This is a genomic window from Streptomyces sp. NPDC059828 (assembly GCF_042731955.1).
In the GTDB taxonomy this organism is placed as follows: Bacteria; Actinomycetota; Actinomycetes; order Streptomycetales; family Streptomycetaceae; genus Streptomyces.
The window spans coordinates 26,628-43,951 of record NZ_JBHWIW010000028.1 but is presented as its reverse complement, the minus strand read 5'-3'; the positions used below and the strand labels follow the sequence as shown (position 1 = coordinate 43,951).

Annotated in this window: 12 protein-coding genes; 7 read left to right on the top strand and 5 right to left on the bottom strand. The window is 69.3% G+C overall.

Going from position 1 to position 17,324, the window contains the following annotated elements; all coding sequences use genetic code 11:
- Window positions 1-165: 165 nt before the first annotated feature.
- Together ACFV6V_RS18440 and ACFV6V_RS18435 are read left to right on the top strand one after the other, a co-directional pair.
- Entirely contained in the window at window positions 166-2,394 is a 2,229-nt protein-coding gene (locus ACFV6V_RS18440; protein ID WP_385565958.1) for an ATP-dependent RecD-like DNA helicase, read from the top strand.
- A 167-nt stretch (window positions 2,395-2,561) separates the two neighbouring features.
- Window positions 2,562-3,851 carry a citrate synthase gene (locus tag ACFV6V_RS18435; protein WP_385565955.1) on the top strand — a complete coding sequence of 430 codons (1,290 nt, stop codon included), beginning with the start codon at window positions 2,562-2,564 and terminating at the stop codon, window positions 3,849-3,851.
- A gap of 382 nt (window positions 3,852-4,233) precedes the next feature.
- On the opposite strand, the gene ACFV6V_RS18430 is transcribed toward ACFV6V_RS18435, so the two are convergent.
- The 3 genes from ACFV6V_RS18430 to ACFV6V_RS18420 all read right to left on the bottom strand — a co-directional run bounded on the left by ACFV6V_RS18430 (window position 4,234) and on the right by ACFV6V_RS18420 (window position 7,936).
- Window positions 4,234-6,630 (bottom strand): heavy metal translocating P-type ATPase, encoded by a 2,397-nt coding sequence (locus ACFV6V_RS18430; RefSeq protein WP_385565952.1) that lies wholly within the window; start codon window positions 6,628-6,630, stop codon window positions 4,234-4,236.
- A 78-nt stretch (window positions 6,631-6,708) separates the two neighbouring features.
- Complete coding sequence (locus ACFV6V_RS18425) at window positions 6,709-7,020, bottom strand: heavy-metal-associated domain-containing protein (RefSeq protein ID WP_385565950.1); 312 nt, start codon at window positions 7,018-7,020, stop codon at window positions 6,709-6,711.
- A 175-nt stretch (window positions 7,021-7,195) separates the two neighbouring features.
- Complete coding sequence (locus tag ACFV6V_RS18420; protein WP_385565947.1) at window positions 7,196-7,936, bottom strand: TetR family transcriptional regulator; 741 nt, start codon at window positions 7,934-7,936, stop codon at window positions 7,196-7,198.
- 175 nt (window positions 7,937-8,111) lie between these two features.
- On the opposite strand from ACFV6V_RS18420, the gene ACFV6V_RS18415 reads away from it, so the two are divergent.
- Entirely contained in the window at window positions 8,112-10,361 is a 2,250-nt protein-coding gene (locus ACFV6V_RS18415) for an MMPL family transporter (protein WP_385565945.1), read from the top strand.
- Window positions 10,362-10,423: 62 nt separating this feature from the next.
- Here ACFV6V_RS18415 and ACFV6V_RS18410 read toward each other — a convergent pair whose 3' ends face one another.
- The gene (locus ACFV6V_RS18410) at window positions 10,424-10,621 is read right to left on the bottom strand and encodes a MerR family transcriptional regulator (protein WP_361286742.1); all 198 of its coding nucleotides are present in this window, start codon (window positions 10,619-10,621) and stop codon (window positions 10,424-10,426) included.
- A 276-nt stretch (window positions 10,622-10,897) separates the two neighbouring features.
- The gene (locus tag ACFV6V_RS18405) at window positions 10,898-11,809 is read right to left on the bottom strand and encodes a sugar phosphate isomerase/epimerase family protein (RefSeq protein WP_385565942.1); all 912 of its coding nucleotides are present in this window, start codon (window positions 11,807-11,809) and stop codon (window positions 10,898-10,900) included.
- 201 nt (window positions 11,810-12,010) lie between these two features.
- Between ACFV6V_RS18405 and iolC the strand changes: the two genes are divergently transcribed.
- Genes iolC through mmsA form a run of 4 tightly spaced genes read left to right on the top strand, consistent with a single transcriptional unit; the run spans window position 12,011 to window position 17,284 of the window.
- On the top strand, window positions 12,011-13,012 hold the full coding sequence (gene iolC, locus ACFV6V_RS18400) for a 5-dehydro-2-deoxygluconokinase (RefSeq protein WP_385566069.1): 1,002 nt from the start codon (window positions 12,011-12,013) through the stop codon (window positions 13,010-13,012).
- Window positions 13,009-13,839, top strand: a complete 831-nt coding sequence (iolB, locus tag ACFV6V_RS18395) for a 5-deoxy-glucuronate isomerase (protein WP_385565939.1) — start codon at window positions 13,009-13,011, stop codon at window positions 13,837-13,839. The genes iolC and iolB overlap by 4 nt, the downstream gene beginning before the upstream one ends.
- Entirely contained in the window at window positions 13,836-15,758 is a 1,923-nt protein-coding gene (gene iolD / locus ACFV6V_RS18390) for a 3D-(3,5/4)-trihydroxycyclohexane-1,2-dione acylhydrolase (decyclizing) (RefSeq protein WP_385565937.1), read from the top strand. The genes iolB and iolD overlap by 4 nt, the downstream gene beginning before the upstream one ends.
- 23 nt (window positions 15,759-15,781) lie before the next feature.
- On the top strand, window positions 15,782-17,284 hold the full coding sequence (gene mmsA / locus ACFV6V_RS18385; protein WP_385565935.1) for a CoA-acylating methylmalonate-semialdehyde dehydrogenase: 1,503 nt from the start codon (window positions 15,782-15,784) through the stop codon (window positions 17,282-17,284).
- Window positions 17,285-17,324 lie beyond the last annotated feature (40 nt).

Here is a 17,324-nt window from a genome sequence, read left to right as displayed (position 1 = left end):
GGATCCGGGGGGATCTGAAGGGCCCGACGATGGGGGAGTGAACGGGGCCCGGCCGTACGGCCGGGCCCCTTGAGCTGGCGGCAAAAGAGGCCCAGCCGCACCGCGGGGGCTCAGAGTTGCCCACAGGCCGTACGCGCTGTCGGACCCGGACGGTAGCGTCGGCTCATGTCCAACCTGGCAGTCGTCGAAGGGGTCCTCGAGCGGATCACTTACGCCAACGAGGAGAACGGGTACACGGTCGCCCGCGTCGACACCGGCCGCGGCAGCGGAGACCTCCTCACGGTGGTCGGCTCACTTCTCGGCGCGCAGCCCGGCGAGTCGCTGCGCATGGAAGGCCGTTGGGGCTCCCACCCCCAGTACGGCAAGCAGTTCACGGTGGAGAACTACACCACGGTCCTCCCCGCCACGATCCAAGGGATCCGCCGCTATCTCGGATCGGGGCTCATCAAGGGGATCGGACCCAGGATCGCCGAGCGCATCGTCGACCACTTCGGGGCGGACACCCTCGACGTCATCGAGCAGGAGCCCGGGAAGCTCGTCGAGGTCCCCGGCCTCGGACCGAAGCGGACCCGGATGATCGGCGCGGCATGGGAGGAGCAGAAGGCCATCAAGGAGGTCATGGTCTTCCTCCAGGGGGTCGGCGTCTCGACCTCCATCGCCGTGCGCATCTACAAGAAGTACGGAGACGCCTCGATCTCCGTGGTGAAGAACCAGCCGTACCGCCTCGCCGCGGATGTCTGGGGCATCGGCTTCCTGACCGCTGACCGGATCGCCCAGGCCGTCGGCATACCTCACGACAGCCCCGACCGGGTCAAGGCCGGAATCCAGTACGCCCTGTCGCAGTCCACGGACCAGGGACACTGCTTCCTTCCCCAGGAGCGGCTGATCGCCGACGCGGTGAAACTGCTCCAGGTCGACACGGGCCTGGTCATCGACTGCCTCGCCGAGCTCGCGGCCGACGAGGAGGGCGTCGTACGCGAACAGGTCCCGGATCCCGAGGGGGGTGACCCGGTCACCGCCGTCTACCTGGTGCCGTTCCACCGTGCCGAGCTGTCCCTCACCGCCCAGCTGCTCCGGCTCCTGCGTACGGACGGGGACCGGATGCCGGGGTTCCAGGACGTCGAATGGGACAAGGCGCTGGCCTGGCTCGCCGATCGGACGGGTGCCGAGCTCGCGGCGGAGCAGCAGCAGGCCGTGCGGCTCGCGCTCACCCGCAAGGTGGCGGTGCTCACCGGAGGGCCGGGCTGCGGCAAGTCCTTCACGGTGCGCTCGATCGTGGAGCTCGCACGGGCCAAGAAGGCGAAGGTGGTGCTCGCCGCGCCCACCGGGCGTGCGGCGAAGCGTCTTTCGGAGCTCACGGGAGCCGAAGCGTCCACCGTGCACCGGCTGCTGGAGCTCAAGCCCGGTGGTGACGCGGCGTATGACCGGGACCGGCCGCTCGACGCCGATCTGGTGGTCGTCGACGAGGCGTCCATGCTGGATCTGCTGCTCGCCAACAAGCTGGTGAAGGCCGTGGCCCCCGGTGCGCACCTGCTGCTGGTGGGGGATGTGGACCAGCTGCCCAGTGTGGGCGCGGGTGAGGTGCTCAGGGACCTCCTCGCGGACTCGGGGCCGGTCCCCAGCGTTCGGCTGACCCGGATCTTCCGGCAAGCGCAGCAGTCAGGTGTGGTCACCAACGCTCACCGCATCAACTCCGGGACACCGCCGCTGACCCAGGGTCTCGATGACTTCTTTCTGTTCGTCGAGGACGACACCGAGGAGGTGGGGCGGCTCACCGTGGATGTCGCCGCCCGGCGCATCCCCGCGCGGTTCGGCCTGGACCCCCGTCGTGACGTACAGGTACTCGCCCCCATGCACCGGGGGCCTGCCGGCGCGGGGACTCTCAACGGATTGTTGCAGCAGGCGATCACCCCGGCTCGGCCCGACCTGGCGGAGAAGCGCTTCGGCGGCCGGGTGTTCCGTGTGGGCGACAAGGTCACCCAGATTCGCAACAATTACGAGAAGGGGAGGAACGGAGTCTTCAACGGCACGGTCGGTGTGGTGACCTCGCTCAATCTGGTCGAACAGCGGCTGACCGTGCTGACCGACGAGGACGAGGAGGTGCCCTACGACTTCGACGAGCTGGACGAGCTCGCGCATGCGTACGCCGTGACGATCCACCGGTCACAGGGCAGCGAGTATCCGGCGGTGGTGATTCCGGTCACCACCAGCGCCTGGATGATGCTCCAGCGGAACCTCCTGTACACGGCGGTCACCCGCGCCAAGAAGCTCGTGGTGCTCGTCGGCTCCCGCAAGGCCATTGGACAGGCCGTGCGCACCGTTTCCGCAGGCAGGCGGTTTACCGCGCTTGATCACCGGCTGATGGGTGACAGGGCCGTGGGAAAGATCACCTAACGCTTCCGGAACTGGGGCGAAGGGGGCAGGATGAGAAGGTTGACGGCACTGAGTGCCGCCAGTCGGCCCTTTGGTCGACCCCGAGTGCACTCTCCTCTGCCGAATGGGGGATGGTAGAGACAGTCAGGGCACCTCGAAGAAGAGGCACTACGTCGGTGAGGGATGACGTGAGCGACAACTCTGTAGTACTGCGGTACGCGGACGGTGAATACACCTACCCGGTGGTCGAGAGCACCGTTGGCGACAAGGGCTTCGACATCGGGAAGCTCCGGGCGCAGACCAGTCTGGTGACCCTGGACAGCGGTTACGGCAATACTGCCGCCTACAAGTCCGCGATCACCTACCTCGACGGCGAGCAGGGCATCCTGCGCTACCGCGGCTACCCGATCGAGCAGCTGGCGGAGCGCTCCACCTTCCTCGAGGTGGCCTACCTGCTGATCAACGGTGAGCTCCCGACGGTCGACGAGCTGTCCGCCTTCCGGGGCGAGATCACCCAGCACACCCTGCTGCATGAGGACGTCAAGCGGTTCTTCGACGGCTTCCCGCGCGACGCGCACCCGATGGCGATGCTGTCGTCCGTGGTGAGCGCGCTGTCGACGTTCTACCAGGACAGCCACAACCCCTTCGACGAGAAGCAGCGGAACATCTCCACGATCCGGCTGCTCGCCAAGCTCCCGACGATCGCGGCGTACGCGTACAAGAAGTCGATCGGTCACCCCTTCGTCTACCCGCGCAATGACCTCGGGTACGTCGAGAACTTCCTGCGGATGACCTTCTCGGTCCCGGCGCAGGAATACGAGCTCGACCCGGTCGTTGTCGCCGCCCTCGACAAGCTGCTCATCCTGCACGCGGACCACGAGCAGAACTGCTCGACCTCCACCGTGCGGCTGGTCGGCTCCTCGCAGGCGAACATGTTCGCCTCGATCTCGGCCGGTATCTCCGCCCTGTGGGGCCCGCTGCATGGCGGCGCCAACCAGTCGGTGCTGGAGATGCTCGAGGGCATCGCGACCAGCGGTGGCGATGTCGACACCTTCATCCGGAAGGTGAAGAACAAGGAGGACGGCGTCCGCCTGATGGGCTTCGGCCACCGGGTGTACAAGAGCTTCGACCCCCGCGCCCAGATCATCAAGGCTGCCGCCCACGACGTGCTGTCGGCCCTCGGCAAGTCCGACGAGCTGCTCGACATCGCGCTCAAGCTCGAGGAGCACGCCCTCTCCGACGACTACTTCGTCGAGCGCAAGCTCTACCCGAACGTGGACTTCTACACCGGTCTGATCTACCGGGCCATGGGCTTCCCGACCGAGATGTTCACGGTGCTCTTCGCGCTCGGCCGGCTGCCCGGCTGGATCGCCCAGTGGCACGAGATGATCAAGGAGCCCGGTTCCCGCATCGGTCGTCCCCGCCAGATCTACACGGGCGAGGTCCTGCGCGACTTCGTGCCCGTAGAGGCCCGCTGACACGACGCGTGCGCTCACTTTCGAACATCTGGACGAAGCAGTAGCGAAGAAGCGCCCCGCCGCCGATCCCCCCACGGGTCGGCGAACGGGGCGCTTCCCATATCCCCGGTGCGGATTCCCCCCACGGGATCCGGGCCGGGCGTCTGCTGCTTGGTACTCAGCAGAAGCTCTTCGCGCGGTCTGCCGGGGTACGTATGTCGGGAGGGCCGCTCAAAGCTCCCCGGTCTACGTGCCCCGGCCAACGCTTGCCTGGGACGTCCCCCAAGACATCCCGTGAACGTCCCCCAAGACGTTCTGGCATCGCCCACTTAGACTCGCGAAGAGCCCGAATGGTTACCCACAAATATCTGTGATCTGGATCTCTTTGTGAAGGTCCTGTGTATCACGTGAAGGATCGCAGACGAAGGCTGTTGCTGACCACGAAAACGGATGAGAAAGCCATGGCGAATCCGGCGATCATGGGATTCAGCAGTCCGGCGGCGGCCAGCGGCAGGGCCGCGACGTTGTAGCCGAAGGCCCAGAAGAGGTTCCCCTTGATGGTGGCGAGAGTGCGCCGGGAGAGCCTGATGGCATCCGCGGCCACGAGGAGATCCCCGCTCACGAGCGTGAGATCCCCCGCCTCGATGGCGGCGTCGGTGCCGGTCCCCATGGCCAGACCGAGGTCCGCGGCGGCCAGTGCCGGCGCGTCGTTCACCCCGTCACCCACCATGGCGACCTTTCGGCCCGCGGCCTGGAGTCGCCGTACCGTGGCGACCTTGTCCTGCGGCAGCACCTCGGCGTAGACCTCGTCGATACCGACCTCGGCGGCGACCGCCCGGGCCACCGTGCCGTTGTCACCCGTCAGGAGGACCGGCTGCAGGCCCAGGGCACGCAGCCGGGTGACGGCCTCCGCGCTGGTCTCCTTCACCTCGTCGGCCACGACCAGCACCCCGCGGGCGCTTCCGTCCCAGGCGACGGCGACCGCAGTGCCAGCCGAAGAGGCGTCGGTGAGCTCGGGTGGCGGCTCGATGCCCGCTTCCCGGAGAAGAGGAGCCCGGCCCACCAGGACGGCGCGGCCCTCGACCACGCCGCGCACACCGAGGCCGGGAACACTCTCGAACGCCTCGGGGGCCGGCAGGCCGCCGGTGCCCAGCCGGTCCTGAGCGCCGGCCGCGACGGCCCGTGCGACGGGGTGCTCCGAGGCGTTCTCCAGGGCTCCGGCGAACCGCAGCAGCTCCTCCTCGGTGGCGGCGCCGGTGACAAGGACGTCGCGCAGCCGCATCCGGCCGGTGGTGACCGTTCCGGTCTTGTCGAGTACGACGGTGTCGACCACATGGGTCGACTCCAGGACTTCGGGACCCTTGATGAGGATCCCGAGCTGTGCGCCGCGCCCCGTCCCCACCATCAGGGCGGTCGGCGTGGCCAGTCCCAGCGCGCAGGGGCAGGCGATGATCAGCACGGCGACGGCCGCGGTGAAGGCGGCTGCGGTGTCGTTGGTGGTCAGCAGCCAGACCACCAGGGTGCCCAGCGCGATCAGCAGCACGGCCGGTACGAAGACGGCCGCGATGCGGTCGGCAAGACGCTGTACCGCGGCCTTTCCGTTCTGGGCGTCCTCGACCATCCGCGCCATCCGGGCCAGCTGGGTGTCGGCGCCGACACGGGTCGCCCTGACGAGGAGCCGTCCTGATGTGTTGACGGTGGCGCCGGTGACATCGTCACCGACGGTCACGTCCACCGGCACCGACTCGCCCGTCAGCATCGACGGGTCGACGGCCGAGGAGCCCTCGACCACGGTGCCGTCGGTGGCGATCTTCTCCCCGGGGCGTACGACGAACAGGTCGCCCACGGACAGCTGGGCGGCAGGCACGCGTACCTCCGTACCGCCCCTGAGCACGGCGACGTCCTTGGCGCCGAGTTCCAGCATGGCGCGCAGGGCGGAGCCGGCCTTCCGCTTGGCCCGCGCTTCCAGGTAGCGGCCGAGCAGGAGGAAGGTGATGACGCCCGCGGCGACCTCGAGGTAGATGGCCGAAGAGCTGTCCGCGCCGGCTGCCGAGGCGGTGAAATCGAAGCCGTGACGCATGCCGGGCATCCCGGCATGGCCGAAGAACAGGGCCCACAGCGACCAGGTGAAGGCCGCCAGCGTGCCGAGTGAGACCAGGGTGTCCATGGTGGCCGCGCCGTGCCGGAGGTTGGTCCAGGCGGCGCGGTGAAACGGCAGCCCGCCCCAGACCACGACCGGGGCGGCCAGCGTGAGGGAGAGCCACTGCCAGTTCTCGAACTGGAGGGCCGGAATCATTCCCATCAGGATGACGGGGGCGGCCAGCAGCGCGGAAACGGTGAGCCGCTGCCGCAGACCGGCGAGGACGAGCGCGGCGTTGGTCTCGGCCGCGGCGGGCGCGGGCGCGGCGGGGGGTGCTGCGTCGGGCAGGCTCCTCGGCGCGGCGGAATCCTGCTCGCCGGCGGCCGGGGTGCTCGCTTGCATGGTGGGCGGCGACGGCGGCTCGGGGGCGGGTTCCGTGGCGGCGCCGGTGTCCGCACGGGCGTCGGCGGTTGGTGCGGGCACGGGCGTCGCCGTGTAGCCGGTCTTCTCGACCACGGCGATCAGGTCGGGCACCTCCGTGCCCGCGCTGTAGGAGACGCGCGCCTTCTCCGTGGCGTAGTTCACCGTCGCCGTGACGCCGCTCATGCGGTTGAGCTTCTTCTCGACCCGGGCCGCGCAGGAAGCACAGGTCATGCCGCCGATCAGGAGTTCGATCCGGGGCGTGGCTGCGGCCGAGTGGTCAGTTGCGGTGCTGCTCATATGGCTGTTGCTCCAAACGCGGGACCGGCCGCACCAGGGGTACGGGTGCGGCCAGGCCGGAAGCACGGTGGTGTCAGGTCAGGGCTGGGCGACGAGTTCGAAGCCCGCCTCGTCGACGGCGGCGCGCACCTCGGACTCGTCGAGCGGAGCCTCGGAGACGACGGTGACCCGTCCGGTCGCAGCCGCCGCTTCCACCGAGATCACGCCCGTGATCTCGGAGATCTCGCTCGACACCGCCCCTTCGCAGTGGCCGCAGGTCATGCCCTTCACCTCGTAGACCGCGGTGGTCGCGCCCAGACCGATATCCGCCGCGCCGTCGTGGCATGAGCCGCCGGGGGAGCAGCAGGAGCCGGTGGCCTCGGGCGTTTCGGTCGTCGTCTCGGCGGTCATGGCGTTCTCCTCATCGAGGGCGTGTCGTGTTCCGCGACCACATCGTGCAACAAGTGTGGTGCGTCAGGGGCTCCTGGGAATGCCGGGACACCCCATGCTCATCAGACTATACCCCTAGGGGGTATAAACGCGAGCTCTTCCGCTGCCCGTCCTTCGTGCCGCCCGCGCGCCTCCCTCACCCGCTCCTGTCCGGACGCTCCGCTGCCGCCAGGGCTCCGGCGTCGAACAGTGGTGACAGATACCGCAGCAGCGCGGTCTTCAGCTCGGTGATGTAGCCCGCCCGCTCGGCTCCCTCGTGGGCGAGGATCAGCTCGAGGCCGGACTTCACCACGGCGAACACGAAGTTCGCCGTCCTGTGGAGTACGTCCGGCGGGGACGCGGGGTGCAGTTCCCCGAGGATCTGTTCGACCCGGACGAGCAGCGCCGAGTGCACGGCATCGTGCTCCTCGGTGATCCGGCCCGGGATCTCGGAACCGTGCATGAGGACGGTGAAGGCCGGGTGTTCGCAGATGAACGCGATGAGCGGATCGAGGAACGAGTCCAGCAGGCGGTCCGGTGGGAGCGTGGTGTCGAGCTCCTCGAAGACCGTCCCGTAGGACTCACGCCAGCGTTGCAGCAGCTGCCCGCCCAGCTCCACGGCGATGGCTTCCTTGTTGGGGAAGAACTGGTACAGCGTGCCGGGCGAGACTCCCGCCTCTCGGGCGATGGCGTTGGTGCTGGCCGCGGTGTAGCCGCTACGGCAGAAGACGTCCGCCGCAGCCTTCAGGAGCTGGGCGATACGGCGCTCACCACGGGCCTGGCGGCGGCGCGGCTGAGTGGAGTCGGTGGTCTGGGCGTGCTCTTCCGCCGCGTCCGCTGTGGATCGCGTCGATGTCCCGTCCGCCGCCTTCTGTCCCCTCTTGGGCTTGTCCGGCATGTGCATCACCGATCCCCGGCTTCCGATCACGGTTGACAAACACGAGAGGTCGCTCGCATTCTGGTGAAACGCGAGTGATGACTCGTGTTTGTCAGTCTATGGCAATGGCCGACCAGTGATGCCTGCCCGCGTGCCAGCTGCGGCGCACCGGTCTCGGTGAAGGGGACACCGCACCATGTCTGTAGTCAACAGCGGACCGCGCCTTGGCCGCTGGACACGCTTCGTCACAGCGCGCCCACGGCTGTCGCTGCTCCTCGCGCTGGTCGTCACGGCGCTCGCCGTGTTCGCGGGCAGTGGGGCCGCAGACCGTCTGAGCAGCGGTGGCTGGGAGGATCCGGACTCGCAGTCGAGCTATGCCGCCAAGGCACTCGATCGCGAGTTTCCCGATGCACGGCCCAACCTGCTCCTGCTCGTCGACAGCGGGCGCAAGGGTGTGGATGACCCCGCCGTGGCCGCCGAGGCGGCGCGCCTGATGCAGCGGCTCTCCGGCGAGGAGGGTGTCAGGGGTGTCAGTTCGTACTGGCAGGGCAGATCGCCCGCGCTGCGCTCCGAGGACGGCCGCGAGGCACTGATCGCAGCCCGGGTCGAGGGCGACGAGAAGGCGGCCGGAAAGGTGCTGGAGCGTATCGCGCCCGGCTACCGGGGCACGCACGGTCCCGTGGAGGTCTCCATCGGCGGCCCGGTCGCGGTCATGCACGACATGCAGACGATCATCCAGGAGGACCTGCTGCGGGCCGAGATCATCGCCCTGCCGGTGACCCTGGTGCTGCTCGTCATGGTGTTCGGCAGTGCGGTCGCCGCGCTGCTGCCGCTGGTGGTCGGTGTGGTCGCGATCCTCGGTACGAACGCGATCCTGAACGGCCTCACCGTCTTCACCGACGTCTCGGTGTTCGCACTGAACCTCACGACGGCCATGGGTCTCGGGCTCGCCATCGACTACGCCCTCTTCATCGTGCGCAGGTTCCGCGAGGAGCTCGCAGCCGGGGCGGCGACCCGTCAGGCCGTGGGCATCACCCTGCGCACCGCCGGTCGCACGGTCCTGTTCTCCGCGCTCACGGTGGCGGTCTCGCTGGCCGCGATGCTGGTCTTCCCGCAGTACTTCCTCCGGTCGTTCGCGTATGCCGGGATCGCCGTGGTCCTGCTGGCCGCGGCGGCGGCACTGATCCTGCTGCCCGCCGTACTGATGCTGCTGGGGGAGCGGGTGAACGCGCTGGACCTGCGCCGTCTGCTGCGAGCGCGCAGCGGCAAGCAGGCCCCCGCCCGATCCGCGGACAGTGGTGAAGGCACCCGGTGGGGACGGGTGGTCGCCCTGGTGATGCGCAGGGCTCCTGTGTTCGCGGTGCTCACGACCGCCGTTCTGGTGCTCCTCGGGCTGCCCTTCCTGGGGGCGAAGTTCGGCCCGGCCGACGACCGCCAGTTGCCGACCAACGCCGAGTCGCGTGTGGTGCAGCAGCACATCAGGGATGGATTCCCCGGCAGCCCCGGTGGTGGGCTGGAGGTGTTCGCCGAGGGGGCGGCCACGGGGGCGCAGTACGCCGAATACCGCGCCCGCATCGAGGGTCTTCCCGGAGTGCTGCGGGTGGAAGGGCCCCTGGTCTCGGGGACGAACGCGTCCTTCACGGTGCTGCCCGAGGAGAAGGCCGTCGGTCAGCAGACCCAGGATCTGGTGCGGGAGCTGCGTGCGCAGCCGGCCCCCTTCGAGACGTCGGTCGCGGGTGCGGCGGCGATGCTGGTCGACTCCAAGGCGGCCATCGGAGAGCGGCTGCCCTGGGCGGCGGCCATCATCGCGGTCGTCACCCTGCTGCTGGTCTTCCTGCTGACGGGCAGCGTGCTGATCCCTCTCCAGGCGGTCGTCCTCAACGGGCTGAGCCTCACGGCGATGTTCGGGGCAGTCGTGTGGATCTTCCAGGAGGGCCATCTCTCCGGGCCGCTTGCCTTCACCTCGACCGGTGATATCGAGACCACCCTGCCCGTCCTGATGTTCTGTGTCGCCTTCGGCCTCTCCATGGACTACGGAGTGTTCCTGCTCTCGCGGATCAAGGAGGAGTACGACCGCACGGGGGACCACGAGCACGCGGTGGCTTACGGCCTGCGACGCACAGGTGGGCTGATCACCGCCGCTGCGGTGATCCTCGCCGTGGTGATGGTGGCGATCGGAGCCTCGCGGGTGACCAACACCAAGATGCTCGGCCTGGGAATCGCCCTGGCCGTGCTGATGGACGCGGCGGTGGTGCGCAGCCTGCTGGTGCCCTCGGTGATGAAGCTGACGGGCCGTGCGACCTGGTGGGCACCGGCTCCGCTGCGGGCCTTCCACGCCAGATTCGGCATCAGCGAGGGCGGGATATCCGAGCCCGCGCCGGCGAAGGGGGCCTCCGAGGAGGCGCCGCTCAGTGACCTGGACCGGGACAGCGCCCCGGTGGGTTAGGGCCTGTCCGGGCGAAGGTTCGGGGCCCCGCTGTGGCGGGGCCCGCCTGTTCCTGAGCCTGTTCACTCCCTGCGGGATCTATTGCCGGGACGGTTGGCGACCCAGATGCGGATGGTATCCGCGTACCAGTACGGCTTTCCCGCCTCGACATGGTCGGGCGGCGGTAGGAGTCCGTGCTTGCGATAGGAGCGAACCGTGTCCGGCTGCACCCGGATGTGTGCGGCGATGTCCTTGTAGGACCACAGTCGATTGTCCGTCATATGAGGCACCTCCCTGCGCGCGCCGCAGTGGCGGCCAGAGGAAGCCGCCGGACGGGCTGCGACGCGAGCACCGGTGATCACCGAGCCGGTGTCCTATGAACGAATCGCACCGAGGAGGAGGGAGCGGCTGTCGAGAGCCTGTGACGGAAGGCCCGCGTAATGGAGACATGTGTGACGAGACGGCCATCGATGTGACGAAGTCTCCGTCATCCGGCAGTTGACGCACGGGAGTACGAGACCGGAATGCCGGGCGCTGCCCGGTGGGGCGCCTTTCGCTCAGGCTCCGCAGGAGCGCAGGAAGCGTCGCGTGCGTGCGGCGATCGGGAAGGGTTTGTCGGGAGGGCAGGGGTACATGTCCTGCTCGACGATGGCGAACAGTTCGGCGTCCAGCCGCCCGGCCGCGGCGAGCACCGGCTCCAGCGCCGGGACACCGGACGGCGGTTCGCACATCACGCCCCGCGCCACCGCCGGTCCGAATGGCACCTCGTCTGCGACGACCGAGGCGAGGATCTCCGGATCCACCTGCTTGAGGTGGAGATATCCGATCCGCTCGCCGTAGGTCTCGATGAGCTTGACGCTGTCACCGCCGCAGTAGGCGTAGTGCCCGGTGTCCAGGCAGAGGGACACCAGACCGGGGTCGGTCGCGTCGAGGAAGCGGTTGACGTTCTCTTCGCTGTCGATGTGGGTGTCCGCGTGCGGGTGGACCACGATGCGCAACCCGAAGCGGTCGCGGACCTCCCGCCCCAGGCGCTCCGTCTGGGTGGTGAGGTGGTGCCATTGCTCTGCGGTGAGTGTCCGGTCCTCCCGTACCGCACCTGTCTTGTCGTCGCGCCAGAAAGAGGGGATGACCACAAGGTGCCCGGCACCCATCGCCCGGGTCAGCGCGGCGATATCGGCGACACGGGCCCAGGTCTCGTCCCAGACGGCGGGCCCGTGATGCAGCCCGGTGAACACGGTTCCCGCGGAGACCCTCAGTCCGCGTGACACGGTCTCCTCGGTGAGCCGGGCGGGGTCGGTCGGGAGATAGCCGTGGGGGCCGAGCTCGATCCACTCGTAGCCCGCCTGCGCCACCTCGTCGAGGAAGCGCCGCCAGGGCACTTGCTGCGGGTCTTCGGGGAACCACACACCCCAGGAGTCAGGGGCCGACCCGATCCGGATGCGGTGGAGCGAAGGGGCGGAGGAGGTCATGGCGGTCAGCTTTCCGGCCGCTTCGGAAAGGTGTCAAGCTTTCGTCCGAATGTAAGGACAAAATGTTGACAGCCTTCGGGAACGGGGGTTAGACCGGGGTGCAGCCGACGTGGAACCGAAGGGACCCGTATGCCTCAGCCGCCTCATCCCTCTCAATCGTCGCAGCCATCGAGGTCGCCTCAGCCGTACGACGTGATCACGATGGGCCGGATCGGAGTGGACATCTACCCCCTGCAGACGGGGGTCTCCCTGGCGCGGGTCGAGACCTTCGGGAAGTTCCTCGGCGGCTCCGCCACGAACGTGGCGGTCGCGGCGGCGCGGCTCGGGCGCCGGGCAGCCGTGATCACACGCACCGGACAGGACGCCTTCGGCGCGTACCTCCACGAGGCGCTCAGGGAGTTCGGGGTCGACGACCGATGGGTGACGGCCGTCCCCGGGCTGCCCACACCCGTGACCTTCTGTGAGATCTTCCCCCCGGACGACTTCCCGCTGTACTTCTACCGCCAGCCCAAGGCCCCGGACCTCGAACTGCGCACCGGGCAACTCGACCTGGCCGCGATCGCCGACGCGCGGGTCTTCTGGATGACCGGCACCGGACTCTGCGACGAACCCAGCAGGTCCGCGACTCTTGCCGCACTGGAGCACCGCGCGAAGTCCGCGGCGGGTGCGGCCATCACGGTCTTCGACCTGGACTGGCGGCCCATGTTCTGGACGGACCCCGGCCGGGCGCGCCCGTTCTACACAGAGGCGCTCATGCGGGCGACCGTCGCCGTCGGCAACCTCGACGAGTGCGAGATCGCGACGGGAGAGTGTGAACCGCACGCGGCGGCACGCGCGTTGCTCGACGCCGGGGCCGAACTGGCCGTGGTGAAACAGGGACCCAAGGGCGTGCTCGCCCTGCACCGGGATGGAACCACGGCGGAAGTACCTCCCGTGCAGATCGACGTGGTCAACGGGCTCGGCGCGGGCGATGCGTTCGGCGGAGCGATGGTCCACGGACTGCTGGCCGGCTGGGAGCTGGAACACACCATGCGGTTCGCGAACGCCGCGGGCGCGATCGTCGCTTCCCGGCTCGCCTGCTCCTCCGCCATGCCCTACCCGTCCGAGGTCGACGCCCTGATCGAAGGACGCACACCGGGCCCCGGGCCCGGCCCCGCATCCCCCGTCGGCACAGCGGATCAGGCATCGGACGGTGACGCATGAACCCCACCGACAGCCCGGCACACAACCGGCATCTGCGGGCAGGCACCGCCGCCGAAGGACCCTATGCGCTCGACATCAGCCCCCAGGCGGCCGGATGGGGCTACTCCGCCCTGCGGACGCTGGAGCTGCCTCCGGCCGGTTCCCATCGGCTCAGCACAGGGGACAGCGAATGGATCGTGCTTCCCCTCAGCGGTGGCTGTACGGTGCGGCTCGCGGACCGGACCATGGAACTGCTGGGCCGGGAAGACGCGTTCGCCGGAGTCACCGACTTCGCCTACCTACCGCGTGACACCGACGCACAGATCGCCTCCGGCGCGGGAGGCCGCTTCGCCCTGGCCGGAGCGAAGTGCGAGCGCCGGCTCCCCGCCCGCTACGGCCCCGCCTCGGAGGTCCCGGTCGAGCACCGCGGCACGGGCGACTGCGCCCGCACGGTGCACAACTTCGCCGCCGCCGACTCCTTCGAATGCGACCGTCTCATCGCCGTCGAAGTGCTCACCCCTGGCGGCAACTGGTCGTCGTATCCACCGCACAAGCACGACGAGCACCGACCGGGCGAGGAGACCAGACTGGAAGAGATCTACTACTTCGAGATCGACGGACCTCACGGCTTCGGCTACCAGCGGGTGTCGCCGTCGCGCCCCGGTGGTACGGACCTGCTCGCCGAGGTGCGCAGCGGCGACGCCGTGCTCGTGCCGGACGGCTGGCACGGCCCGTCGATCGCCGCGCCTGGACATGACATGTACTACCTGAACGTCATGGCGGGCCCGGGGCCCGGGCGTGAATGGCGGATCCGCTTCCACCCCGACCACACGGAGGGCTACCGATGAGCACGGGACCGATCACGCCCCGCCCCGGCACCCGCCGCCTGACCACCGCCCAGGCGCTGGTCGCCTTCCTGGCCCGCCAGTACACGGAGCGCGACGGCCACCGCCGCCGTCTGATCGGCGCCACCTGGGGCATCTTCGGCCATGGGAACGTGGCCGGGATCGGCCAGGCCCTGCTGGAGAGCGGTCCCGACATGCCGTACTACCAGGGCCGCAACGAACAAGCCATGGTCCATGCGGCCGTCGGCTACGCCCGCCAGTGCGGCCGGCTCTCCACGCACGCCGTCACCACCTCCATCGGACCCGGCGCCACCAACCTCGTCACCGGCGCGGCCCTCGCCACCATCAACAGGCTGCCCGTGCTGCTGCTCCCGGGTGACGCCTTCGCGACCCGTCCGGCCGATCCCGTACTCCAGCAGCTCGAAGTCCCGTACGCGGGAGACGTCTCCGTCAACGACGCCCTGCGCCCCGTGTCGAGGTACTTCGACCGGATCAGCCGGCCCGAAGCCCTCATCCCGGCCGTCCTCACCGCCATGCGGGTCCTCACCGACCCCGCCGAGACCGGCGCGGTCACCCTCGCACTGCCGCAGGACGTGCAGGCCGAGGCGTACGACTGGCCCGAGGAGTTCTTCGCCGCACGCGTCTGGAGGGTGCACCGCCCCCAGCCCGACCCGGAGGCACTGGCCGTGGCGGTCCGGGCCATCGCCGACGCCCGCCGGCCACTGATCGTCGCGGGCGGCGGAGTGCACCACAGCGGGGCGGAGGAGGCGCTGAAGCACCTGGCCGACGCGACCAGGATCCCTGTCGCCTCCACCCAGGCGGGCAAGGGCTCGCTGCGCTACGACCATGCCGCCGACGTCGGGGGCATCGGCCACACCGGCACCGCCACCGCCGACGCACTGGCCCGTGCCGCCGACCTCGTCATCGGGGTCGGCACCCGCTACTCCGACTTCACCACCGCGTCCGCCACCCTCTTCGCCCATCCCGGGGTCCGCTTCGTCAACCTCAACATCACGGGCTTCGACGCCCACAAGCTCGCTGGGTTCCCGCTGGTGGCCGATGCCCGCGCGGGGCTCGAAGCCCTCACCGCCGCCCTGCGCGACCACCGAGTGGAGCACGGCTACGAGACGGAGTACACCGACGACAAGGAACGCTGGGAGCACCGCGTCGACGCCGCGTTCGAGGTGCGTGACGCGGAGGCCCGGCCAACCCAGCCACAGGTACTCGGGGTGCTCGACGGCCTGGTCACCGCGGACGACATCGTGATCAACGCGGCGGGGTCGCTCCCCGGTGACCTGCACAAGCTCTGGCGGAGCCGTGCCAGCGATCAGTATCACGTCGAGTACGGGTACTCCTGCATGGGATACGAGATCCCCGCGGCGATCGGCGTGGCCATGGCAGCCCCGGGGCGGCCGGTGTGGGCGCTGGTCGGCGACGGCACCTATCTGATGAACCCCACCGAGATCGTGACGGCGGTGCAGGAGAACATCCCGATCAAGGTGGTGATCCTTCAGAACCACGGGTATGCATCGATCGGGGGCTTGTCCGAGGCCGTCGGTTGCGAGGGCTTCGGCACGGCGTATCGCTACCGGGAGCACCCGCACGACGGTGTCCCCGGCACCGGCAGCTACACGGGAAGGCCGCTCCCTGTGGACCTCGGGGCCAACGCCGCATCCCTGGGGATGCGTGTCATCCGCGCCAAAACCGTACGTGACCTGCGAGAAGCCCTCGCCGAGGCTCGTGCGGCGGACCGTCCCACATGTGTCTACGTCGAGACCGAAACGGCAGACACTGTGTCGGGCCCGCCGCCCGCTCAGGCGTGGTGGGATGTTCCCGTGGCCGAGACCGCGACCCGACCGTCGGCGGTCAAGGCCCGGCAGGAGTACGACCGCCAGGTCGCAGCCCGACGTCGCCATCTCTGAAGGACTTGAAGGAGCTTTCCACCATGACGAAGCACGTCAACCACTGGATCGGTGGCAAGATCGTCGAGGGTGCGTCCGGCAACTGGGGACCGGTCACCGACCCGGCGACCGGTGCCGTGACCCGGGAGGTAGCGCTCGCCTCCGTGGCGGAGGTCGACGCGGCGGTGGCCGCCGCAAAGGACGCCTACGCCACCTGGGGCACGGCGTCGCTGGCCCAGCGCACCACGATCCTGTTCCGTTTCCGTGCACTGCTGGACGCGAACCGTGACGCCATCGCCGAGCTGATCACCGCCGAGCACGGCAAGGTCCACTCGGACGCGCTCGGCGAGGTCGCCCGCGGCCTGGAGATCGTGGATCTGGCCTGCGGGATCACCACCCAGCTCAAGGGTGAGCTGTCCACCCAGGTGTCGAACCGCGTCGACGTGGCGGCGATCCGCCAGCCGGTCGGCGTGGTCGCCGGCATCACGCCGTTCAACTTCCCCGCGATGGTTCCGATGTGGATGTTCCCCATCGCCATCGCCTGCGGCAACACCTTCATCCTCAAGCCGAGCGAGAAGGACCCCTCGGCCTCGCTGAAGATCGCCGAGCTGCTTGCCGAATCGGGCCTGCCGGACGGCGTCTTCAACGTCGTCCAGGGTGACAGGGTCGCGGTCGACCGACTCCTCGAGCACCCGGACGTCGCGGCGATCTCCTTCGTCGGCTCCACGCCGATCGCCCGCCACATCCACACCACCGCCTCGGCCAACGGCAAGCGGGTCCAGGCGCTCGGCGGGGCCAAGAACCACATGCTGGTCCTCCCGGACGCGGACCTGGACGCCGCCGCGGACGCCGCCGTCTCCGCCGCCTACGGCTCCGCGGGTGAGCGCTGTATGGCGATCTCCGCCGTGGTCGCGGTCGGCTCGATCGGCGACGAGCTCGTCGGCAAGATCCGCGAGCGCGCCGAGAAGATCAAGATCGGCCCCGGCAACGACCCGGCCTCCGAGATGGGCCCGCTGATCACCAAGGCGCACCGCGACAAGGTCGCCTCGTACGTCCACGGCGCCGCCGACCAGGGCTCCGAGGTCGTCCTCGACGGCACGGGCTACACGGTCGAGGGCTTCGAGGACGGCCACTGGATCGGTCTGTCCCTGCTCGACAAGGTCCCGACCGACTCCGACGCCTACCGTGACGAGATCTTCGGCCCCGTGCTGTGCGTGCTGCGTGCCGACACGTACGAGGAGGGCGTCGCGCTGATCAACGCCTCGCCGTTCGGCAACGGCACCGCGATCTTCACCCGCGACGGTGGCGCAGCGCGCCGCTTCCAGATGGAGATCGAGGCCGGCATGGTCGGAGTGAACGTCCCGATCCCGGTGCCCGTCGGCTACCACAGCTTCGGCGGCTGGAAGGACTCGCTCTTCGGCGACCACCACGTCTACGGCAACGACGGGGTGCACTTCTACACCCGCGGCAAGGTCGTCACCACGCGCTGGCCCGACCCGTCCGAGGCCCCGGTCGGCGTGGACCTGGGCTTCCCCCGCAATCACTGACCACCGCTGGTGGACTCCAGGCGGCCGGTACGGAACCCTC